The organism is Haemophilus parainfluenzae (assembly GCF_014931375.1).
Lineage (GTDB): Bacteria > Pseudomonadota > Gammaproteobacteria > Enterobacterales > Pasteurellaceae > Haemophilus_D.
This window is the reverse complement of sequence record NZ_CP063117.1, coordinates 173,801-195,748: the sequence shown is the minus strand read 5'-3', so window position 1 is coordinate 195,748 and position 21,948 is coordinate 173,801. Positions and strand designations below refer to the sequence as shown.

21 protein-coding genes are annotated in these 21,948 nt (G+C 40.0%); 14 read left to right on the top strand and 7 right to left on the bottom strand.

Features of this window, described 5'->3' with window-relative positions:
* Positions 1-56: 56 nt before the first annotated feature.
* The 3 genes from secA to INP95_RS00930 all read left to right on the top strand — a co-directional run bounded on the left by secA (position 57) and on the right by INP95_RS00930 (position 4,931).
* On the top strand, positions 57-2,753 hold the full coding sequence (gene secA, locus INP95_RS00940) for a preprotein translocase subunit SecA (RefSeq protein WP_197560717.1): 2,697 nt from the start codon (positions 57-59) through the stop codon (positions 2,751-2,753).
* An 86-nt stretch (positions 2,754-2,839) separates the two neighbouring features.
* A complete protein-coding gene (mutT, locus tag INP95_RS00935; protein ID WP_005699596.1) occupies positions 2,840-3,244 on the top strand; it encodes an 8-oxo-dGTP diphosphatase MutT in 405 nt (134 codons plus the stop codon).
* Between the two features lie 22 nt (positions 3,245-3,266).
* Positions 3,267-4,931 (top strand): sulfatase-like hydrolase/transferase, encoded by a 1,665-nt coding sequence (locus INP95_RS00930; RefSeq protein ID WP_070590236.1) that lies wholly within the window; start codon positions 3,267-3,269, stop codon positions 4,929-4,931.
* Between the two features lie 30 nt (positions 4,932-4,961).
* On the opposite strand, the gene holA is transcribed toward INP95_RS00930, so the two are convergent.
* From holA to INP95_RS00895, 7 genes are all read right to left on the bottom strand, one after another.
* Positions 4,962-5,999, bottom strand: coding sequence for a DNA polymerase III subunit delta (gene holA, locus INP95_RS00925; RefSeq protein ID WP_070590239.1), 1,038 nt, complete (start codon positions 5,997-5,999; stop codon positions 4,962-4,964).
* A complete protein-coding gene (locus tag INP95_RS00920) occupies positions 5,999-6,502 on the bottom strand; it encodes an LPS-assembly lipoprotein LptE (protein WP_197560716.1) in 504 nt (167 codons plus the stop codon). Before INP95_RS00920 ends, holA begins: the two co-directional genes overlap by 1 nt.
* A gap of 87 nt (positions 6,503-6,589) precedes the next feature.
* A complete protein-coding gene (gene leuS, locus INP95_RS00915) occupies positions 6,590-9,178 on the bottom strand; it encodes a leucine--tRNA ligase (RefSeq protein ID WP_197560715.1) in 2,589 nt (862 codons plus the stop codon).
* 118 nt (positions 9,179-9,296) lie between these two features.
* Positions 9,297-9,584, bottom strand: a complete 288-nt coding sequence (gene yggU / locus INP95_RS00910) for a DUF167 family protein YggU (protein ID WP_049358014.1) — start codon at positions 9,582-9,584, stop codon at positions 9,297-9,299.
* A 78-nt stretch (positions 9,585-9,662) separates the two neighbouring features.
* Positions 9,663-10,208 (bottom strand): YggT family protein, encoded by a 546-nt coding sequence (locus INP95_RS00905; protein ID WP_049358015.1) that lies wholly within the window; start codon positions 10,206-10,208, stop codon positions 9,663-9,665.
* On the bottom strand, positions 10,208-11,155 hold the full coding sequence (gene corA / locus INP95_RS00900; protein ID WP_197560714.1) for a magnesium/cobalt transporter CorA: 948 nt from the start codon (positions 11,153-11,155) through the stop codon (positions 10,208-10,210). The genes INP95_RS00905 and corA overlap by 1 nt, the downstream gene beginning before the upstream one ends.
* 314 nt (positions 11,156-11,469) lie before the next feature.
* Positions 11,470-12,069, bottom strand: coding sequence for a YajG family lipoprotein (locus tag INP95_RS00895; RefSeq protein ID WP_197560713.1), 600 nt, complete (start codon positions 12,067-12,069; stop codon positions 11,470-11,472).
* Positions 12,070-12,153: 84 nt separating this feature from the next.
* Between INP95_RS00895 and INP95_RS00890 the strand changes: the two genes are divergently transcribed.
* The 11 genes from INP95_RS00890 (at position 12,154) to mnmA (ending at position 21,897) form a co-directional block, all read left to right on the top strand.
* On the top strand, positions 12,154-12,465 hold the full coding sequence (locus INP95_RS00890) for a BolA family protein (protein WP_049369782.1): 312 nt from the start codon (positions 12,154-12,156) through the stop codon (positions 12,463-12,465).
* A gap of 396 nt (positions 12,466-12,861) precedes the next feature.
* On the top strand, positions 12,862-14,205 hold the full coding sequence (locus tag INP95_RS00885) for a Na(+)-translocating NADH-quinone reductase subunit A (RefSeq protein ID WP_197560712.1): 1,344 nt from the start codon (positions 12,862-12,864) through the stop codon (positions 14,203-14,205).
* Between the two features lie 2 nt (positions 14,206-14,207).
* Complete coding sequence (locus INP95_RS00880) at positions 14,208-15,443, top strand: NADH:ubiquinone reductase (Na(+)-transporting) subunit B (protein WP_070590272.1); 1,236 nt, start codon at positions 14,208-14,210, stop codon at positions 15,441-15,443.
* On the top strand, positions 15,436-16,227 hold the full coding sequence (locus tag INP95_RS00875) for a Na(+)-translocating NADH-quinone reductase subunit C (RefSeq protein ID WP_005695373.1): 792 nt from the start codon (positions 15,436-15,438) through the stop codon (positions 16,225-16,227). The genes INP95_RS00880 and INP95_RS00875 overlap by 8 nt, the downstream gene beginning before the upstream one ends.
* Positions 16,227-16,856, top strand: a complete 630-nt coding sequence (locus INP95_RS00870; protein ID WP_049379887.1) for an NADH:ubiquinone reductase (Na(+)-transporting) subunit D — start codon at positions 16,227-16,229, stop codon at positions 16,854-16,856. The genes INP95_RS00875 and INP95_RS00870 overlap by 1 nt, the downstream gene beginning before the upstream one ends.
* A gap of 3 nt (positions 16,857-16,859) precedes the next feature.
* The gene (nqrE, locus tag INP95_RS00865) at positions 16,860-17,456 is read left to right on the top strand and encodes an NADH:ubiquinone reductase (Na(+)-transporting) subunit E (protein WP_049362633.1); all 597 of its coding nucleotides are present in this window, start codon (positions 16,860-16,862) and stop codon (positions 17,454-17,456) included.
* 10 nt (positions 17,457-17,466) lie between these two features.
* Complete coding sequence (nqrF, locus tag INP95_RS00860; protein WP_005698140.1) at positions 17,467-18,702, top strand: NADH:ubiquinone reductase (Na(+)-transporting) subunit F; 1,236 nt, start codon at positions 17,467-17,469, stop codon at positions 18,700-18,702.
* 70 nt (positions 18,703-18,772) lie between these two features.
* Complete coding sequence (locus INP95_RS00855; protein ID WP_197545887.1) at positions 18,773-19,261, top strand: CC0125/CC1285 family lipoprotein; 489 nt, start codon at positions 18,773-18,775, stop codon at positions 19,259-19,261.
* A 66-nt stretch (positions 19,262-19,327) separates the two neighbouring features.
* Positions 19,328-20,362 carry an FAD:protein FMN transferase gene (locus INP95_RS00850; protein ID WP_197545886.1) on the top strand — a complete coding sequence of 345 codons (1,035 nt, stop codon included), beginning with the start codon at positions 19,328-19,330 and terminating at the stop codon, positions 20,360-20,362.
* Positions 20,363-20,364: 2 nt separating this feature from the next.
* Positions 20,365-20,625 carry a (Na+)-NQR maturation NqrM gene (nqrM, locus tag INP95_RS00845; RefSeq protein WP_049372770.1) on the top strand — a complete coding sequence of 87 codons (261 nt, stop codon included), beginning with the start codon at positions 20,365-20,367 and terminating at the stop codon, positions 20,623-20,625.
* A 120-nt stretch (positions 20,626-20,745) separates the two neighbouring features.
* Positions 20,746-21,897, top strand: coding sequence for a tRNA 2-thiouridine(34) synthase MnmA (mnmA, locus tag INP95_RS00840; protein ID WP_197560711.1), 1,152 nt, complete (start codon positions 20,746-20,748; stop codon positions 21,895-21,897).
* Positions 21,898-21,948: the final 51 nt, after the last annotated feature.

Here is a 21,948-nt window from a genome sequence, read left to right as displayed (position 1 = left end):
AACGAGCCGATTTTTTAATCGGATGATCCTTTTTATTTTTATTTGAAAGAGAAATTATGAGTTTTTTAACAAAAATTTTTGGCAGCCGTAACGAACGTATTTTACGCAGATTAAGAAAACAAGTTGCGAAAATCAACAAAATGGAGCCCGCTTTTGAAGCATTAAGTGATGATGAATTAAGAGCAAAAACAGAAGAATTCCGTAGTCGTTTAGCTAATGGTGAAACTTTACAACAACTTTTACCTGAAGCGTTTGCTACCGTGCGTGAAGCGGGTAAACGTGTACTCGGTATGCGCCATTTCGATGTGCAATTAATCGGTGGTATGGTGCTAACAAACCGTTGTATCGCAGAGATGCGTACGGGTGAAGGTAAAACCTTAACCGCAACCTTGCCTTGTTATTTGATGGCGTTGGAAGGTAAAGGTGTACACGTTGTAACCGTGAATGATTACTTAGCACGTCGTGACGCGGAAACTAACCGCCCATTATTTGAATTCTTAGGTATGACTGTTGGAGTGAATATCCCTGGTTTACCGCCTGAAGCAAAACGTGAAGCTTATGCGGCAGATATTACGTACGCGACAAACAGCGAATTAGGTTTCGATTACCTTCGTGATAACTTAGCCCATTCCAAAGAAGAGCGTTTCCAACGTCATTTAGGCTATGCCTTAGTGGATGAAGTTGACTCAATTTTAATCGATGAAGCGCGTACACCATTGATTATTTCAGGCCAAGCAGAAGACAGCTCTGAACTTTATATTGCGGTAAATAAACTAATTCCGAATTTAATTAAGCAAGAAAAAGAAGATACGGAAGAATATACCGGTGAAGGCGACTACACCTTAGATCTTAAAACCAAACAAGCGTATTTGACTGAACGTGGTCAAGAAAAAGTTGAAAATTGGTTAATTGAACAAGGTTTAATGCCAGAAGGTGATTCTCTTTATTCACCAGCGCGCATTGTATTGCTACACCATGTTATGGCAGCGTTACGTGCGAATACTTTATTTGAGCGCGATGTAGACTATATCGTGAAAGATGGTGAGATCGTGATCGTCGATGAACATACTGGTCGTACTATGGCGGGTCGTCGTTGGTCTGATGGTTTACACCAAGCAATCGAAGCAAAAGAAGGCGTAGAAATTAAGAGTGAAAACCAAACTGTTGCGTCGATTTCTTACCAAAACTACTTCCGTCTTTATGACAAATTAGCGGGTATGACTGGTACAGCAGATACCGAAGCCTTTGAATTCCAACAAATTTATGGTTTGGAAACTGTCGTTATCCCAACCAATCGTCCAATGATTCGTGATGATCGTACGGACGTCATGTTTGAGAATGAAGAATACAAATTCAATGCAATTATTGAAGATATCAAAGACTGTGTCGCTCGCAATCAACCAGTTCTTGTCGGTACCGTATCAGTTGAAAAATCTGAAATGCTTTCTCAAGCGTTAGATAAAGCGGGTATCAAACACAACGTATTGAATGCAAAATTCCACGCACAAGAAGCGGAAATTGTTGCGGAAGCAGGGGCGCCAGGTGCAGTAACCATTGCAACTAACATGGCGGGTCGTGGTACCGATATTATCCTCGGTGGTAACTGGAAAGCAAAAGCGGCAAAATTAGAGAACCCAACTCCAGAGCAAATTGAGGCACTTAAAGCTGAGTGGGAGAAAAATCACGAGATCGTGATGCAAGCTGGTGGCTTACACATTATCGGGACAGAACGTCATGAATCACGCCGTATTGATAACCAGTTGCGTGGTCGTTCAGGTCGTCAAGGTGACCCAGGTTCTTCACGTTTCTACCTTTCTTTGGAAGATGGCTTAATGCGTATTTATCTGAATGAAGGTAAATTAAATATGATGCGTAAAGCCTTCACCCAACCAGGTGAAGCGATGGAGTCTAAACTTCTCGCTAAAGTGATTGCATCGGCGCAAGCGAAAGTAGAAGCCTTCCACTTTGATGGTCGTAAAAACTTGCTTGAATATGATGATGTGGCTAACGACCAACGTCATGCAATTTACGAACAACGTAATTACTTGCTCGATAACGATGATATTTCAGAGACTATCAAAGCAATTCGCAGCGATGTATTTAATGATGTGATTGACCAATATATTCCGCCACAATCATTGGAAGAACAATGGGATATTAAAGGCTTAGAAGAGCGTTTAGCGCAAGAGTTTGGTCTTGAGTTACCAATTGAACATTGGTTAGAAGAAAATAACAATCTTCATGAAGAAAACTTGCGTGAGCGCATTATTCAAGAAGCCGAAGATGAATACAAAGCGAAAGAAGCGCTTGCGGGTGAAGAAACCATGCGTCATTTCGAAAAAGGTGTGATGTTACAAACTCTTGATGAGCTTTGGAAGGAGCACTTGGCGGCAATGGATTATTTACGTCAAGGTATCCATTTACGTGGTTATGCGCAAAAAGATCCAAAACAAGAGTACAAAAAAGAATCTTTCCGTATGTTTACTGAAATGTTGGATTCTTTAAAACATCATGTGATTATGACACTTACTCGCGTGAAAGTCCGTACACAGGAAGAGATTGAAGAAGCGGAACGTGCACGTCAAGAAATGGCTGAACGTGAAGCATTAACTCATCAACCTGTAGATGAAAATACAGAGCAAGCTCAAAGCGAGGACTATTCTGATCGTCATATTGGACGTAATGAACCTTGTCCTTGTGGGTCAGGTAAAAAATACAAGCATTGTCACGGCAGTAAAGCCCGATATGCTTAGTTAAGGTAAAGAGCGGTTAAATTTTTGCGTGTTTAAAACACCGCTAAAAATGACCGCTCTTTCTACTTTCGAGATAAGGAAAAACGATGAGTAAGCCTATCATTCAAGTTGCGGCAGGGATTATTCGTAATGAATTTGGGCAGCTATATTTGACCCAGCGTTTAGAAGGGCAAGATTTTGCGCAAGCATTAGAATTTCCAGGTGGCAAAGTTGATGCAGGTGAAACACCTGAAGAAGCTTTAAAAAGAGAATTGGAAGAAGAGATTGGCATTCACATTTTAAATGCTGAGCTGTACGAACGTTTTCAATTTGAATATCCAACCAAAATTTTAGATTTTAGTTTTTATCTGGTCACTGAATGGATTGGCGAGCCGTTTGGTCGAGAAGGTCAGGAAGGTTTTTGGCTTGAACAAAGTGAGCTTGATGCAGGGCAATTCCCACCAGCCAATTTAAAGCTGATTCAGCGTTTAGTGGCTGAAAGTGTCAAATAACATTTAATCAAATTTATTTATTATGATTCCAAGTATTTTTCTGAGTTTATTTTTTATTGCGACGGTGATTTTTATCGTCAATTCGCATTATCGTTGGACATATTTTTTTGCGATTGCATTATTCGTCTTATTGTTTAGTTCAATGTTTGCGATAACCGGTCAATGGCAACGCGGATTGAATTTTGCGTCCGTACTTTTTGTGGTGTTGATGCTATTCCATCGAATGAAAATTCATTACTACAAACAACCTTTACTCATTTCAGATTTTTGGCTTGTAACAGACTGGCGAAATTGGGAAACCCTCTTACATTATAAAGGGGCCATTTTCGGCGTGTTGGGGCTATTAGGTCTGTTGGGGTATGCTATCTTTGGCTGGTCAGATGTTGAAACTGCATCTGTTGGATTTCGCGTATTTGCAGCAATACTCGCAGCAACAAGCTTTGGTTTAATGTGGTATTATTCTAAAGATCCGGATGCGACAAAAGTCTGGCTAGATTCATTGCCAGATGATGGTCGAGATGTTTTCTTAAACCTGCCAATGTCTTGTCGTGGCGTATTCTTTAAAGTGCCAGAATTTGAAGGCGATAGCCAAAAATTTAAAGAAAAACTGACCGCACTTTTAAGTGAAAAGGCAGAGAGCAAAACTGAAAGTGCAGAAAAGCCTGACATTGTGGTGTGTTTACAAGAATCAACCTTGAATCCCCATCAATTTGATTTTGATGCAGAAACCATCCCGCCATTTTCAATGTTTAATAAGCAGGAAGATACCGCATTTGTAAGTCCATTGCGTGTACATACGCTGGGTGGCGCAACGTGGAAATCTGAATTTGCTTTCCTTGCAGGGGTGCCTTCAACCGATTTTGGTGCTTTAGCAAGTGGGGTGTTTTATTCGGTTGTGCCACACTTACAGACGGGTTTTATTAAAAATCTTCGTGAGCAAGGCTATTTTTGTGTGGCATTATCGCCTTTTACGAAAGGTAACTACAACGCAAAACCTGCCTATGAGCACTTTGGTTTTGACTTGATGTTACAACCACAAGATTTAGGCTATCCCGCATCAATCAGCAAAAATCTTTGGCATATTAGCAGTGAAGAGATGATGTATTACACCAAACTGATTCTGCAGAAACAGCATCCATCATTGGAAAATGTGAAACAGCCCATGTTTGTCTATGTGCTAACCATGAAAGAGCATGGCCCTTACAACACGAACATGCCAAATCATTTTAATTTGGCGAGTAAGCGTTTAGGGGGAAAAGCGATTTCTTGCTTAAATGATTATATTGATCGCATTGCTAGCCTTAATGAGGCAATCGAAGGCTTGAATGATTATTTAAAAGCACGAGAAACACCTTATGTATTCGGTTATTTTGGTGATCACCAAGTCGCTTTTGATAATCAGCTTCCACCGAAAAAAGGTAATTTTGTAAATCCAGATTATGTGACTCAATTTGTGGTTAGAACTAATCGTAAAACTGACTTTGTTCAACAGCAAGATTTCTTAGATTTAGCCTTTGTTGGTGGCGTATTACTTGATGTGGCAGGTTTATCACCGAAAGATGACTTTATGCGAGCAAATATCGCTATGCGTCAGTTAAGCCAAGGTAAGCTCGAAGATGCAAAGGATATGGATTTAGTGAATAGCTATCGAAATTATCTGTATCAAGATTTAAAAATTGCGCAATAATAAAAAATCTCGGTTAACGCCGAGATTTTTTTATAAGCAAAATTTAACCGATAAGTCTGCTAATTTTACCCACACGTCTTGACCATATTCTTGCTTGGTTGTGCGCTCAATATCTGCCAACTCTTGCAAAATTTCAAAGAGTTTTTGATAGGTGAGTCGCTGTATTGCCGCTGTATAAAGAGGACGACGACTCTGCCAAATTTTGAGACGGTCAAAATCCGCTTTGAGTGTCTGTGTAGGCAAACTCGTGTTAAGAGAGGGATTGCGTAGTTGTGGTTTTGTTAATTCTAGCAACGTGAGTAGTTCACGCTGTAAAGTACGCAACAAAATAACAGGTTGCACATCTTCAGCTTGTAAACCACGCAAAATCCGCTTTGAGCGATTTGCCTTGCCTGATAATAACGCATCAATCCATTGGAAAGGGGTAAAGACAGAAGATTGCTCTACGACTAATTTAACGCGGTTATACGTGAGTTTGTGATCAGGATAAAGCAAATCTAAAAGCTGTAATGCTTGTTTCAATGCCAGTAGATTATTTTCATAGCTATAACAAAGCAGTTGAACGGCTTCCTCATCAGCTGATAATCCCATATTTTTTGTACGATGCTTCACCCAACGAGAAAGTTGTTCTGAGTTCGGTGTTTGGCAGTTCACGATAACAGCTTGTGGCTCAAATTGATTCGCCTGAATAAACCACTCTTGTTTTTCGGCTGCTTTAGACAATTTAGGCAAGGTGAGGACAAGCAAGCTATCTTCATTTAATCCACTGATAAATTGCTGAAGGTTTTTTGGCAAAAGTGCGGTCAGATTTTCGGGTAAATTGAGAATGAAAATTTGCTTATTAAAAAAGAGCCCCATAGATTGGCTGGCCTCAATTAATGCAGACCAGTCAGTATTAGTATCTATGGTGATTTGATTTTTTTCATCAAAACCTTGAAGAAGGGCGGCTTGATGAATGAGATCTTCACTTTCACTGAGCAACAGGGGATCTGTCCCAACCAAAAAATAGACTTTCGCTAAATGGCTGTTCAGGTTAGAGGCCAGTTGCTCAGGAAAAATGCGGTTCATTATTTTCCTTGAACTTGATGTTGCAAGGCAGCCATTTTATTAATTAATTGGCGAGCCGCTTGTTCGCGCATATCATTCCAAATCACATCACGCTCAGCTGATTTTGCTAATGCAGCACGCGAGTTATCAAAGAAAGTGCGGTTGATTTTTGCAGAGATTGGGTAGGTTTCTCCGTTAGCCAAGCGTACACTTGCTTCAACATCAAGGGTCAATACTTTTTCTGCTTCTCGGCCTTGTTTAAAGACTGACGCCACTTTATCGCTTGAAGTCTGTTTATTTAAACGCAACACTGGCACACCTTGTTTTGCAGGAACAAGGTTTACGTTGTTGCTAAGCAGTTGCTTACGCATTGCCATTGACATTTCACTGTATGGGTCGCTGCTTTCAAGGGCCATTGTTTTTAATTCTGCAGGAACCGCAGCACCATTATCAAAGTGCCAACCACAAGCAGTTAAAAAGGCTGTTACCCCAACTAAGCAGATCGTTTTGATTGATTTCATCATAAAAATTACCTGTAAAATTCACCGCACTTTATTTTGGTTAAGAGCTGTTTATGCAACGCTTGGAATAAAATGCGGTTATTTTATGGATTATTGCGGTTTAACCACCACATTTAACAATTTACCTGGTACATAAATCACTTTCACGATTTGTGTATTGTCAGTAAATTTCTTCACATTTTCATCTGCAAATGCAACAGTTTTCACGGTTTCTTCATCCGCATCAGCTGCAACGGTGACTTTACCGCGTACTTTACCGTTGACTTGCACCACGATAAGTTTTTCATCTTCTACCATCGCCGCTTCATCAGCTTTCACCCATTCTGCATGGTCAATGTTGCTTTCGTTGCCTAACGCTTTCCATAATTCAAAGCAGATGTGCGGAGTGATTGGATAAAGCATACGCACGACTGCGCTTAATGCTTCAGCCATAACAGCGCGATCTTGTTCGCTTTCTAATGGTGCACGGGTTAATTTGTTCATTAACTCCATCACTGCTGCAATAGCCGTATTGAAAGTCTGACGACGACCAATGTCATCGCTCACTTTCGCGATTGTTTTATGGACATCACGGCGAAGTGATTTTTGGTCTGCAGAAAGTGCGGTCACATCTAAAGCGGTTTTTGCAGGATTTTGGCTGTATTCATACACTAAATTCCATACACGACCTAAGAAACGTTTTGCACCTTCTACGCCAGATTCTTGCCATTCAAGTGTCATTTCTGCAGGAGACGCGAACATCATGAAGAGACGCACGGTATCTGCACCGTATTTTTCCACCATTTCTTGTGGGTCGATACCGTTGTTTTTCGATTTCGACATTTTGGTCATACCGGTATGCACTAATTCATGGCCTTCCAGATCAGTGGCCTTGATGATTCGACCTTTTTCATCACGCTCAAGGGTCACTTGCGTTGGGCTTACCCAAATACGCTCGTTGGTTGGACTGGTGTAATAGAACGCATCGGCTAACACCATGCCTTGGCATAATAATTTTTGTGCCGGCTCGTCGCTAGTGACGAAACCTGCATCACGCAATAATTTATGGAAGAAACGGAAGTAGAGCAAGTGCATTGTCGCGTGCTCGATACCACCGATATATTGATCCACCGGTAACCAGTAATTAGCTTCATCTTTATCCAACATGCCTTCAGCATAGCTAGGTGAAGTATAGCGAGCGTAGTACCAAGACGATTCCATAAAGGTATCAAAGGTATCGGTTTCTTTTAATGCAGGCTCTCCGTTGAAAGTGGTTTTCGCCCAATTTGGATCCGCTTTAATTGGACTTTTCACGCCATCCATGACCACATCTTCCGGTAGAATAATCGGTAAATCTTCGATTGGTGCCGGTACGGTTTCTCCGTTTGGCAAGGTCAGCATTGGAATTGGTGCACCCCAATAACGTTGACGGGAAACGCCCCAGTCACGTAAACGATAGTTAACTTGGCGTTTACCTACACCTAATTTTTCTAATTTATCCGCGATACCGTTGAATGCGCCATCAAAATCCAAACCGTCAAACTCAGCAGAGTTAACCAATTTTCCGTGCTCAACAAAAGCTTGTCTAGTTAAATCAATTTCTTCATCCGCAAGCGGTGCGATCACTTGTTTAATTGGCAAACTGTATTTTTGAGCAAATTCAAAGTCACGTTGGTCATGTGCTGGAACCGCCATTACCGCGCCAGTACCGTAGTGCATTAATACGAAGTTTGCGACCCAAATTGGTAGTTTTTCACCCGTTAACGGATGAATCGCAAATAAGCCAGTTGCCATCCCTTTTTTCTCCATAGTGGCAAGGTCTGCTTCTGCCACTTTGGCGTTTTTCGCTTCACGGATGAATTCAGCCAATTGAGGATTTTTTTCTGCCGCTAAGTCCGCTAATGGATGCGCTGCCGCGATACCTAAATAGCTTACGCCATAGAAGGTATCTGGACGGGTGGTATAAACCGCAACTTTTTCTGCGGTATCTGCTACATCAAAAGTAATTTCTACCCCTTCAGAACGACCGATCCAGTTGCGTTGCATGGTTTTAACCATATCTGGCCATTGTGGTAGTTGGTCTAATCCACCTAATAATTGTTCTGCATAATCAGTGATTTTAATAAACCATTGAGGGATCTCTTTTTGTTCTACTGGAGTATCACAACGCCAACAACAACCGTCGTGCACTTGTTCGTTCGCCAACACAGTTACATCGTTCGGACACCAGTTTACGGTTGAGTTTTTTTTGTACACTAAGCCTTTTTTGTAAAGCTCAGTGAAGAACCATTGTTCCCATTTATAGTATTCTGGACGGCAGGTCGCAATTTCGCGATCCCAGTCATAACCAAAGCCCAACATTTTGAGCTGGTTTTTCATGTATTCGATATTTTCGTAAGTCCATTTCGCGGGTGCAGTTTTATTTTTAATTGCAGCCCCTTCAGCCGGCAAACCAAATGCATCCCAACCAATTGGCTGTAACACATTTTTGCCGTTCATACGTTGATAACGAGAAACCACATCACCGATCGTGTAGTTACGCACGTGGCCCATGTGTAAACGACCAGATGGGTAAGGGAACATTGAAAGGCAGTAATATTTTTCTTTAGATGTATCTTTGATGGCTTTGAAGACTTTATTTTCAGCCCAATATTGTTGAACAGCGGGTTCAATCAAATCAGGACGGTAATGTTGTTGCATAGAAAATCACCTTAAATTTTGACCGCACTTTGCGGCATATTTTGCTTTATAAAATGTGGTATAGGATAGCGTAAAATGGGGAAAATTGGTAGAAAGTGCGGTGATTTTTTTACTGATTTTATAAGAGATTTTGAATTTCAGATGGAATTAATTTGGGCGAAGGAATCCAAACTTGTTTATGTCGGTTTAATTCACCTTTTTCAAGAACTATCGAGCTTTTAGGTACTTTGAATGCTTTACTCAAAAATTTCAGCAAGTGAGTATTTGCTTGACCATCAACAGGTGGTGCGCTAATCGTGATTTTGAGTTCATCATCATGCAATCCCACAATTTGATCTTTACTGGCTTTGGGTTGCAGAATGATTTTAAGACGTAGTCCTTCAGGTGTTTGTTCGATTGCTGACATAACTAAATTTACTCACCACATTTACAATAAGGGCTGGAAGATCCAGCCCGAAAAAATAATGTTATTTTTGACCGCACTTTAAGCGGCGATAGCCCATAAAACCTGGAAGTAGTCGTAAAAGAGATTATTCAAAAATAACAGAATAATGGCGATAACCATCGGTGAAAAATCAATCGCGCCCACAGTTGGTAAAATACGTTTAATTGGTTTTAATAATGGCTCAGTAAGTTGATATAACGCATAGAATGCAGGGTTATTGCCACGATTAAACCAACTTAAAATTGCGCCAGCGATTAACACATAGAAAATGGCTATACCGATATTTTTAATCAGCCCTAATATGCCCAATAGTAGGAAGTAGTTGAGATTTAACCCGCCAAACAGAACCGATTTCAATCCGCAAAGCAAGAAGACTAAAACCAGTGCAGTAGTTTCCACTTTTTTCACCACAGGAAAAACTTTACGCAATGGGGCAATAACTGGCTGGGTTAATTTCAGCGTAAATTGAGAAATAGGATTGTAATAATCCACGTTCGCTAAGGGGAGCCATACGCGTAAAATTAACACTAAACAATACAGATCGATAATCGATCCTAAAAATAATGCAGTTTGGGAAATTTCCATTATAACCAACCTTTCCGTTTAAAATAGATATAAGGCGTAAGCGCCGCACCAATCATTAATCCAATAGCCATTGGGTAACCATATTTAAAATGGATCTCTGGCATAAATTCAAAGTTCATCCCGTAAGTAGATGCCACAAGTGTTGCCGGTAGGAACATCACCGACACCACCGAGAAGAATTTCATGATTTTATTCTGCTCGATATTAATATAACCCATTGCCGCCTGCATTAAAAAGTTTACTTTTTGGAACAATGATTCATTATGCGGTTGCAATGATTCGATATCTCGTAAGATTTCTCGTGCTTGTTCTAACTGATTTGGCGGTAAGCGAGTTTTACGCACCAAGAAACCCAATGCACGTTGTGTATCCATCAAACACAAACGCACTTTAGAACTGGTATCTTCTTGTTCTGTTAGGGTATTTAAGGCTTCATCGAAAGCTTCATCTTGTGTACCATTTAAAATCACGCGACTTAATTTTTCTAAATCGGCATACACGTTTTCGATAACATCTGCTAATTGCTCAATTTTGGTCTCAAATAAATCGAGCAAAACTTCATACGCATTACATTCTAATAATCGTTGACTACGGGAACGCATACGATATAAACGGAATGCGGGTAATTCACGATCACGTAGGGTAAATAAGCGCCCATCACGAATAGTAAACGCCACGCTTGCGAGGTCGGCGTAATTTTCTTCGTCTTCACAATAAAAGAATGAGTGCAAGTGCAAACCGTCCTCGTCTTCGAAGAAACGCGCGGATGCTTCGATGTCTTCCAATTCGAGGAATGAGGCGAGACTTTGTCCTAAGCCTTCTTGCAACATCTCACGTTCTTCCCCTGTCGGCTCCAGTAAATCTAGCCAAATGGCAGAACTGAGATCGGCTGGTTCGTCATCAATACGAAGCAAGCGGGAATCGTTAATGGCAAAAGCGTTAATCATTGGTCATACTCCTTTTGGGATTATGAAGATCCAACTGTGAACAAAAAAAGATCAAACGAAATTGGCACGAGAGAAAAGTGCGGTCAAATTTTTGTATGTTTTTAAAATGGGTTTCGTTCGATAAAAGATGCCGAAGAAAGGTAAATTGATTACCAGCGAACTCTCGCTGATAAGAGGCGAGAGTCTAAAGCGATATTCGGTATCGACTATGACTGTCCAAAGTGTGTGTCCTTCTCGTTAAAAAATCGGTCGAATGTTACGCTTGAAAGGCGTATTCGTCAAGTGATTATTGAAAAGGACACGGCACTTTTTAATTAATTGGTATATTGATTAATTGCGTTAGTAACTTCTTGATCTTGATAAATATTATTAACAATATCTTTGAAGGTTTCGCCTAACACTTTTTGAATTTCATCATTGCTCGCATTAAATGCGCCAGATTGTGAACGGGTTGCATTAAAGGTTTTGTTGTATTGTCCGCGTGGGCCTTGTACATAAACCACCGCTTGAATTTTGCTGTTTAAGGTATAACGTAAATTGCCTTGCTCAACTTTAGCGTTGAATTCTTTTACATCAACAGTTACGCCAGCATTTGCATTATTAGCTTGTCCAATACGGAAACCTTTGCTGACTAAATTTTGTTGCATCACTTGTTGGAAAAGTTGAGTAACGCTTGGTGATGCGTTTAATTTAATCAGCTCACCTGATTTAGTATAAGTTGCAATTTCTTGTTGTGGACGAGAATCGCGAGTATTGACGGTCACCACTGCTGATTGGTTAATATTCATGGATGCAGTCGGTGATTGAGGGGTAAAAGTTAAGGTATTAGATTGCGCTTGGCAACCCGCTAAAAATAATGTCGTAGCGGCCAACGTCATTGTTGATAATGCTTTGATTTTGTTTGTTACTTTCATAATTTCCTCATTGAATTAGGTTAATTTGTGTTATTCTTACAAACTTAACGCTGAATGTATAGCAAAAAGTTAGGGAGTTTATTTATGTCAAAACAGCAAGAGTTATTAGAGAGAATTCAAGCCGAATTTCAACCGCACTTTGCTACCGTGGAAAATGAAAGCCATATGCATAGTTCTGGTCGAGGGGCTGATTCTCATTTTAAATTAGTGATTGTTAGCGATGCTTTTGAAGGCATGCGCAAGGTGCAACGTCACCAAAAACTTTATCAACTTTTTGCCGATGATTTAAAAAATGGCATTCACGCATTAGCTCTTCATCTTTATACAAAAAGCGAATGGGAGAGCCTAGGCGAAGCATTTCCAAAATCACCAAATTGTCTTGGTGTTGGACAGTAAGTATTCCCTTACGTTCCCTATATTAGATTTTCATAAGAAGAGAGAAGGCGATAAGCGTTCTCTCTTTTTATTTTGATGGATATTTATTTTGCTCCAGATAAATATCCGTCTAAAAAGTCCACAAATATTTCACAAAAAATGGGGGCGTAAAGTGGAATAAAAGCCCATTTTCCGATAGAATAAGGCGCTTTTAATTTTCGAATTTCAATTTCTGGATGTGTAAGTCATTCCTTACTCGTCGAGAAATTAAACAGATTTGAGTTTTTAAATTTATGTGTCAGTTAATAATACTTTGATCTCAAAGTGTTTTCTGTCACGCTCAATCGCGAGATTGCTTTTAGAGTGTATGCTTTAATCGCAATCGTGTTTTTAACCTAGAAAAGTAGTGCAAACAGTATGATTACAATCAAAAAAGGCTTGGATCTTCCTATTGCAGGAAAACCAGCACAAGTAATCCATAGCGGTAACGCTGTGAATCAGGTTGCGATTCTTGGTGAAGAGTATGTGGGTATGCGTCCTTCTATGAAGGTACGCGAAGGCGATGTCGTGAAAAAAGGCCAAGTGCTTTTTGAAGACAAGAAAAACCCTGGAGTGGTTTTCACAGCCCCTGCGAGTGGTACTATCACTGTAATTAATCGTGGCGAAAAACGTGTATTACAATCTGTGGTCATTGATGTGCAAGGTAACGATCAAGTTACTTTCGCTAAATATAACGCAGGTGAGCTCAATACGCTTTCTTCTGAACAAGTTAAACAAAACCTCGTTGAATCCGGTTTGTGGACAGCGTTCCGCACTCGTCCGTTCAGCAAAGTGCCTGCCGTAGATGCAGAACCTTCTTCTCTGTTTGTAAATGCGATGGACACCAATCCTTTGGCAGCAAATCCAGAGGTGGTGTTAAAAGAGCATTGGCAAGATTTTATTGACGGTTTAACCGTATTAAGTCGTCTATTCCCAAATAAACCATTAAATCTATGTAAAGCGGGTGATAGCAATATCCCAACCGTGGATTTACCTAACCTAAAAGTACATGATTTTGGTGGTGTTCATCCTGCTGGTTTAGTGGGGACACATATTCACTTTATCGATCCGGTGGGTGTGAATAAAACCGTATGGCACATCAATTACCAAGATGTGATTGCTGTCGGTAAATTATTCACTACGGGCGAACTTTATGTAGAACGCATTGTTTCTCTTGCTGGTCCGCAAGTGAAAGAACCTCGTTTAGTTCGTACAGTAATCGGTGCTAACCTTTCTCAATTAACGGCAGGTGAGTTAAAAGACGGTAATAACCGTGTGATTTCTGGTTCTGTGCTTTGTGGTCAAACTGCAAAAGATGCTCATGACTATTTAGGTCGTTATGCATTACAAGTGTCTGTGATTGCAGAAGGTAATGAGAAAGAGTTCTTAGGTTGGATCACACCACAATCGAACAAATATTCGATTACCCGTACCGTATTGGGTCACTTTGGTAAAAAATTATTCAACTTCACTACCGCAGAAAATGGTGGTGAGCGTGCAATGGTACCAATCGGTAGCTATGAGCGCGTGATGCCGTTGGATATTTTACCGACATTATTATTACGTGATTTAATCGTGGGCGATACCGATGGTTCACAAGCGTTAGGTTGTCTTGAATTAGATGAAGAAGACTTAGCATTATGTTCTTTCGTTTGCCCGGGCAAATATGAATACGGTTCAATCTTGCGTCAAGTATTGGATAAGATTGAGAAGGAAGGTTAAAAATGGGTTTAAAAAATCTTTTTGAAAAAATGGAACCCGCGTTTTTACCAGGCGGTAAATACAGCAAGCTTTATCCGATCTTTGAATCGATTTATACCTTGCTTTATACACCAGGTACGGTAACGCACAAAAACACACACGTTCGTGATGCGTTAGACTCAAAACGTATGATGATTACGGTTTTCCTTGCGTTGTTCCCAGCGATTTTTTACGGGATGTACAATGTGGGTAACCAAGCGATCCCAGCTTTAAATCAATTAGGCAATTTAGATCAATTAATTGCTAACGATTGGCACTATGCGCTTGCAAGTTCATTAGGTTTAGATTTAACCAATAATGCAACTTGGGGCTCAAAAATGGCGTTAGGGGCGATCTTCTTCTTACCAATTTACTTAGTAGTATTTACTGTTTGTACAATTTGGGAATTATTGTTTTCAGTGGTGCGTGGTCACGAAGTAAATGAAGGGATGTTCGTTTCAACCATTTTATTTGCGTTAATCGTTCCACCAACATTGCCATTATGGCAAGCAGCGCTTGGTATCAGCTTTGGTATCGTGGTAGCGAAAGAAATCTTCGGTGGTGTAGGTCGTAACTTTATGAACCCTGCACTTGCTGGTCGTGCATTCTTATTCTTTGCTTATCCGGCTCAAATTTCGGGTGACTTAGTATGGACTGCTGCAGATGGTTTCTCTGGTGCAACCGCACTTTCACAATGGTCTCAAGGTGGTCAAGCTGCATTACAACACACTGTAACCGGTCAACCTATTACTTGGATGGATGCATTCATTGGTAATATCCCAGGTTCAATGGGTGAGGTTTCAACGCTTGCGTTATTAATCGGTGGTGCAGTGATTGTATTCACTCGAATTGCTTCTTGGCGCATTATGGCTGGTGTCATGATCGGTATGATTGGTACTGCAACCTTATTCAACTTAATCGGTTCTGATTCTAACCAAATGTTCTCAATGCCTTGGCATTGGCACTTTGTATTAGGTGGTTTTGCACTTGGTATGATCTTCATGGCTACAGACCCTGTATCCGCTTCATTTACCAACACGGGTAAATGGTGGTACGGTGCGTTAATTGGCGTGATGGCTGTATTAATTCGTACAGTGAACCCAGCTTATCCAGAAGGGATGATGTTAGCGATTTTATTTGCAAACTTATTTGCACCAATTTTCGACTACATCGTGGTTCAAGCAAATATCAAACGTCGGAGAGCAAGAACAAATGGCTAAATTTAATAAAGATAGCGTTAGCGGTACAGTTACCGTTGTTGTGTTGCTAAGTTTAGTGTGTTCTATCGTGGTTTCTGGTGCTGCAGTAGCATTAAAATCCAAACAAGATGAACAAAAAGCACTCGACGTTCAACGTAACATTTTAACTGTTGCTGGCTTAATGAAAGAAGATAATGCATCAGTAATTAAAGACACTTACAGCAAATTTATTGAACCACGTTTAGTGGATTTGCAAAGTGGTGATTACGTTCAAGCTTCAGCAGAAGAAATTAATAAATTTGAACCTAAAGATGCCGTTAAAGATCCAGCTAAAAGCCAAGCTATCCCAGCTGAGGCTGATAAAGCAGGAATTAAGGTTCGTGCAAACCAAGCGCGTGTTTATCTTGTAAAAGATGAACAAGGCAATGTAACCCAAGTGGTATTACCAATGTATGGCCGTGGTTTATGGTCAACCATGTATGGTTTTGTTTCTGTTGCACCAGATGCAAATACCATCAAAGGTATTACTTACTATGATCAAGGTGAAACAGCTGGTCTTGGGGGCGAAATTGCGAACCCACGTTGGCAAGCACAGTTCGTTGATAAAAAATTATTCGATGAACAAGGTAACCAAAAATTCAAAATCTATAAAGGTAGCTCTGCTGCAGATAAAGAGCACGGTGTAGATGGTTTATCAGGTGCAACTTTAACCAGTAATGGTGTTCAAGGTTCATTTGATTATTGGTTCAGCCAAAATGGCTTTGGTCCATTCTTAGCGAAATTTAAAGCAGGAGAAATCAAATAATGGCTGATGCAAAAGTAAATTTAAAAGGTCTTTTATTAGATCCTATTGCTAAAAATAACCCGATTGCCTTGCAAATTTTGGGTATCTGTTCTGCATTAGCGGTAACAACCCAATTACAAACAGCGATCGTTATGGCGATTGCGGTAAGTTTGGTAACCGGTTTTTCCAGTTTGTTCATTTCATTGATTCGTAACTATATTCCAAATAGTATCCGTATCATTGTGCAACTGGCGATTATCGCGTCTTTAGTAATCTTGGTTGACCAAGTATTAAAAGCTTATGCTTATGGTTTATCTAAACAGCTTTCTGTATTCGTCGGTCTTATCATTACAAACTGTATCGTAATGGGCCGTGCAGAAGCGTTTGCGATGAAATCACCACCGTTAGAAAGCTTTGTTGACGGTATCGGTAACGGTTTAGGTTATGGTGCGATCTTATTAATTGTCGCCACATTACGTGAATTAATCGGTTCTGGTCGTTTGTTTGGTTTCCCTGTATTCCAAACTATTCAAGACGGCGGTTGGTATCAACCAAACGGTTTATTCCTTCTTGCACCAAGTGCGTTCTTTATTATCGGCTTCGTTATTTGGGGCTTAAGAACGTGGAAACCTGAGCAACAGGAGAAATAATCAATGGAACATTATATTAGCCTATTCGTGAAGGCGATCTTCATTGAAAACATGGCGCTCTCTTTCTTCTTAGGGATGTGTACTTTCCTTGCGGTTTCTAAGAAAGTTTCTACGGCATTTGGTCTTGGTGTTGCGGTAACCGTAGTACTTGGTATTGCGGTACCTGCGAACCAATTTGTGTATGAACACGTATTAAAAGATGGCGCATTGGTAGAAGGGGTAAGCCTTGAGTTTTTAAACTTCATTACCTTTATCGGGATTATTGCGGGTCTTGTTCAATTACTTGAAATGACTTTAGATAAATTCTTCCCAGCACTTTATAACGCATTAGGTATCTTCCTTCCACTTATTGCCGTAAACTGTGCGATCTTTGGTGGTGTATCTTTTGCGGTACAACGTGAATACACTTTTGCAGAATCTGCAGTTTATGGTGTGGGTGCAGGGTTAGGTTGGATGTTAGCAATCGTTGCGCTTGCAGGCTTAACCGAAAAAATGAAATATGCCGATGTACCGGCAGGCTTAAAAGGATTAGGGATTACCTTTATTACTGCTGGCTTGATGGCGCTTGGCTTTATGTCATTCTCTGGAATTCAGTTATAAGGAGGCATAAATGAGCGAATCTTCAATTTTATTATTAGGTGTTGCGGCATTTACGGTTATCCTTTTAGTGCTCGTTGCGATTATTTTATTCGCTAAATCAAAATTAGTGGATTCTGGTGATATCACCATTACTATTAATGACGATCCTGAAAAAGCGATCACTTTACCTGCTGGTGGCAAATTGCTTGGTGCATTAGCAAGTAAAGGTATCTTCGTTTCTTCTGCTTGTGGTGGCGGTGGCTCTTGTGGTCAATGTGTAGTGAAAGTGAAAAGTGGCGGTGGTGAAATTCTACCAACCGAACTTTCTCACATTAATAAACGTGAAGCAAAAGAAGGTTATCGTTTAGCTTGTCAAGTGAATGTAAAAGGCAATATGGACGTTGAACTTCCAGAAGAAATCTTCGGCGTGAAAAAATGGGAATGTACCGTTATTTCTAATGATAACAAAGCTACCTTTATTAAAGAGCTTAAATTAGCGATTCCTGAAGGTGAGGAAGTACCTTTCCGTGCAGGTGGTTATATCCAAATCGAAGCTGATCCACATACGGTTTACTATAAAGATTTTGATATTCCAGAAGAATACCACGAAGATTGGGATAAATACGATTTATGGCGTTATGTGTCTAAAGTGGACGAGCATATTATCCGTGCTTACTCAATGGCTTCATATCCAGAAGAGAAAGGTATCATTATGCTTAACGTGCGTATTGCAACGCCTCCACCACGTCAACCTGATGCGCCTCCAGGTCAAATGTCTTCTTACATTTGGTCATTAAAACCAGGTGATAAAGTGACAATTTCTGGTCCATTCGGTGAATTCTTCGCGAAAGAAACCGATAATGAGATGGTATTCATCGGTGGTGGTGCAGGTATGGCACCAATGCGTTCTCATATCTTTGACCAATTAAAACGTTTACACTCTAAACGTAAAATGTCATTCTGGTATGGTGCACGCTCTAAACGTGAAATGTTCTATGTAGAAGATTTTGATCAGCTTCAAGCCGAAAATCCTAACTTTACATGGCACGTGGCATTATCTGATCCGTTACCAGAAGATAACTGGACAGGTTACACCGGCTTTATTCACAACGTACTTTATGAAAACTATTTGAAAAATCATGAAGCACCAGAAGATTGTGAATACTACATGTGTGGACCTCCGGTGATGAACGCGGCGGTAATCAAAATGTTGAAAGACCTCGGTGTTGAAGATGAAAACATCTTATTAGATGACTTCGGTGGTTGATTTTAAATATGGGTCAAATTTATGGAAATTCCGTAAATTTGACCATTTTATATACCTAAAGGAAAATAAAATGAAAAAATTAATTCTAAGTTTAATTATGACTACTATATTAACATTAACAGCTTGTTCAACTCCTTATCAAGAAAGAGGATTGCGAGGGGGCGTTACAGGTATTAGATTGGATGATACTATCTTTGAAGTTACATCTTCAGGAAATGGGTTTACTGGCAGGGGTGCTATTTATCGATATGGGCTAAGAAAGGCTGCAGAGATGAGTTTATCAGCTGGATGTAAATATTTTGTTGCGATAGATAACCAGTCTCAAAGTTTTAACGTTGGAATTTCTGGTAAAAATGTAGTTAATCAAGAGCTGAGTCTTATGAATGGTAATCTTGTATATATGATGAATGGTACGGCTTATAATGTAATTAAACCTAGAACATATAAGAATACTTTTGCATGCTTTAATAACAAACCAAATGCACTAATTCCTGGATTAATCTTTAATGCAAAATATGTAATTGAAGATGTATCTAAAGTTAATGAAACACTTCAATAATTTTAAATCAATAGCCAATATCTATTAATACAATATAGATATTGGCTGAAATATATCAAATATAATATGAAAGCTAAACCACTGTTTTTACTGGTGTTATTTACCCTGTTGACGGCCTGTCAAAAAGATCCGGAAATTATTTCACTTAGCGGTAAAACCATGGGAACCACTTACCATATCCGCTACATTGATGACGGTTCAGTTAAAGAAAATGCTGAAAAAACACATGAGCAGATTGAAGTGGTTTTAAAAGATGTGAATCAGAAAATGTCCACTTACATTAAAGATTCCGAATTGAGCCGTTTTAATCAAAATACACAAGTGAATACGCCAATTGACATCTCTGCGGACTTTGCCAAAGTATTACAAGAAGCGATTCGTTTAAATCAGGTTACTGAGGGTTCATTGGATGTGACAGTAGGGCCTGTAGTAAATTTATGGGGCTTTGGGCCAGAAAAACGCCCAGAACGTAAGCCAACCCCAGAGCAACTTGCTGAACGTCAAAGTTGGGTGGGAATTGATAAAATTCACCTTGATATGAGCGGTAAAACCCCAACTTTAAGTAAAGCCGTGCCACAGGTTTATATTGATTTATCATCTATTGCTAAAGGTTTTGGTGTGGATCAAGTTGCGGATGTTTTAGAGCAAAATCACGTACAAAACTATATGGTGGAAATTGGCGGAGAAATCCGTGCAAAAGGTAAAAATGCCGAAAATAAAGCGTGGCAAATCGCCATTGAAAAACCGAATAATACCGGTGAAAGAGCCGTTCAAGAAGTGATAGGTTTAAATAATATGGCGATGGCGACCTCTGGCGATTACCGTATTTATTTTGAGGAAAATGGTCAACGCTTTGCTCATGAAATCGATCCAAAAACGGGATATCCAATTCAGCATCATTTAGCCTCAATTACCGTGCTTGCACCAAGCTCAATGACTGCTGATGGCTTATCTACAGGCCTATTTGTACTTGGTGAAGATAAAGCATTGGAAGTGGCTGAGAAAGAAAATATTCCGGTTTATTTAATTATGAAAACGGAACAAGGCTTTGAAACAAAAATGTCTTCAGCCTTCCAAAAGTTACTCGCAAATAAGGAATAATCATGCAAACTTTATTTTTTACCCTAATCGCTTTTGTGGCCATTATTGTATTAATGTCTGTGGGCTTTATCTTTAAAAAACAAAGCTTAAAGGGCAGCTGTGGCGGACTTTCATCACTCGGTATCGCTAAAGCCTGTGACTGCGATAAACCTTGCGACACTTTACAAGAAAAATTAGATGCTGGCGATGAAAATGCCAAAGCTGAATACGAACAAAAATTTGCGAAGAAAGACGATAATTCGCAATTTTATGAAGTGAAATAATTCACTCAAAATCAACCGCACTTTGTGCAATAACCTTAATTTATGGGGCGGAAGTCATTCCGCTATGTTTTAATCATTATCACCAATGTGCTTCGCCTTAACCGAAGTTACGGGAGACTTATGTTAACTTCAAATACTTATAATCAACATTTCGCACCCTTGAGTGCAGAACAACTTGCCGAAAATGCCACTAAAAAAGTCATTTGTGGTATGTCTGGTGGGGTAGACTCCTCCGTATCTGCGTTTATTCTTCAACAGCAAGGCTACCAAGTGGAAGGCCTGTTTATGAAAAACTGGGAGGAAGATGACGATACCGATTATTGTACAGCAGCAGCGGATCTTGCTGATGCCCAGGTAGTATGCGACAAACTAGGTATTAAGCTACATAAAATCAATTTTGCGGCGGAATATTGGGATAACGTGTTTGAACATTTCTTAACAGAATACAAAGCCGGTCGTACGCCAAACCCGGATATTTTGTGCAATAAAGAAATTAAATTTAAAGCTTTCTTGGAATATGCAGCAGAAGATTTGGACGCTAACTATATTGCTACCGGCCATTATGTACGTCGTCGTGGTGCAGATAATCAAGCAGAGCTATTGCGTGGTTTAGATAGCAACAAAGACCAAAGCTATTTCCTTTATACTTTGAGTAAAAATCAGGTAGGCCAAAGCCTTTTCCCTGTTGGTGAAATTGAAAAGCCAATTGTACGTGCTATTGCAGAAGATTTAGGTTTAATTACTGCGAAGAAAAAAGACTCTACGGGAATTTGTTTTATCGGTGAGCGTAAGTTTAAGGATTTCTTAGCGCGTTATTTGCCTGCACAACCGGGCGATATTCGTACCGTAGATGGCGAGATTATTGGGCGCCATGAAGGCTTGATGTATCACACACTCGGACAGCGTAAAGGGCTGGGTATCGGTGGATTAAAAAATGCTGGTGATGAAGCTTGGTATGTAGTAGATAAAGATGTCGAAAACAATGAATTGATTGTGGCACAAGGACATGATCACCCACGTTTGTTCTCTAAAGGCTTAATTGCTAAACAGCTCCACTGGGTAAATCGTGAACCAGTACGTGAAGCATTCCGTTGTACGGTTAAAACGCGCTATCGTCAAACGGACATCGCTTGTTTGGTTGAGCCAATTAATGATGATTGCATCCGAGTGATTTTTGATGAACCACAAGCAGCGGTCACACCAGGCCAATCAGCCGTGTTTTACCTAGATGAAGTCTGCTTAGGTGGCGGCATTATCGAAGAACGAATTTAGTCTATATTCAATAAAGTGCGGTCAGAAATTTAAAGATTTTCTGACCGCACT

Bases quoted from the DNA above. Each gene is read 5' to 3' on its own strand.
- secA (WP_197560717.1), top strand. From the start codon at position 57: ATGAGTTTTTTAACAAAAATTTTTGGCAGCCGTAACGAACGTATTTTA.
- mutT (WP_005699596.1), top strand. From the start codon at position 2,840: ATGAGTAAGCCTATCATTCAAGTTGCGGCAGGGATTATTCGTAATGAA.
- INP95_RS00930 (WP_070590236.1), top strand. From the start codon at position 3,267: ATGATTCCAAGTATTTTTCTGAGTTTATTTTTTATTGCGACGGTGATT.
- holA (WP_070590239.1), bottom strand. From the start codon at position 5,999: ATGAACCGCATTTTTCCTGAGCAACTGGCCTCTAACCTGAACAGCCAT.
- INP95_RS00920 (WP_197560716.1), bottom strand. From the start codon at position 6,502: ATGATGAAATCAATCAAAACGATCTGCTTAGTTGGGGTAACAGCCTTT.
- leuS (WP_197560715.1), bottom strand. From the start codon at position 9,178: ATGCAACAACATTACCGTCCTGATTTGATTGAACCCGCTGTTCAACAA.
- yggU (WP_049358014.1), bottom strand. From the start codon at position 9,584: ATGTCAGCAATCGAACAAACACCTGAAGGACTACGTCTTAAAATCATT.
- INP95_RS00905 (WP_049358015.1), bottom strand. From the start codon at position 10,208: ATGGAAATTTCCCAAACTGCATTATTTTTAGGATCGATTATCGATCTG.
- corA (WP_197560714.1), bottom strand. From the start codon at position 11,155: ATGATTAACGCTTTTGCCATTAACGATTCCCGCTTGCTTCGTATTGAT.
- INP95_RS00895 (WP_197560713.1), bottom strand. From the start codon at position 12,069: ATGAAAGTAACAAACAAAATCAAAGCATTATCAACAATGACGTTGGCC.
- INP95_RS00890 (WP_049369782.1), top strand. From the start codon at position 12,154: ATGTCAAAACAGCAAGAGTTATTAGAGAGAATTCAAGCCGAATTTCAA.
- INP95_RS00885 (WP_197560712.1), top strand. From the start codon at position 12,862: ATGATTACAATCAAAAAAGGCTTGGATCTTCCTATTGCAGGAAAACCA.
- INP95_RS00880 (WP_070590272.1), top strand. From the start codon at position 14,208: ATGGGTTTAAAAAATCTTTTTGAAAAAATGGAACCCGCGTTTTTACCA.
- INP95_RS00875 (WP_005695373.1), top strand. From the start codon at position 15,436: ATGGCTAAATTTAATAAAGATAGCGTTAGCGGTACAGTTACCGTTGTT.
- INP95_RS00870 (WP_049379887.1), top strand. From the start codon at position 16,227: ATGGCTGATGCAAAAGTAAATTTAAAAGGTCTTTTATTAGATCCTATT.
- nqrE (WP_049362633.1), top strand. From the start codon at position 16,860: ATGGAACATTATATTAGCCTATTCGTGAAGGCGATCTTCATTGAAAAC.
- nqrF (WP_005698140.1), top strand. From the start codon at position 17,467: ATGAGCGAATCTTCAATTTTATTATTAGGTGTTGCGGCATTTACGGTT.
- INP95_RS00855 (WP_197545887.1), top strand. From the start codon at position 18,773: ATGAAAAAATTAATTCTAAGTTTAATTATGACTACTATATTAACATTA.
- INP95_RS00850 (WP_197545886.1), top strand. From the start codon at position 19,328: ATGAAAGCTAAACCACTGTTTTTACTGGTGTTATTTACCCTGTTGACG.
- nqrM (WP_049372770.1), top strand. From the start codon at position 20,365: ATGCAAACTTTATTTTTTACCCTAATCGCTTTTGTGGCCATTATTGTA.
- mnmA (WP_197560711.1), top strand. From the start codon at position 20,746: ATGTTAACTTCAAATACTTATAATCAACATTTCGCACCCTTGAGTGCA.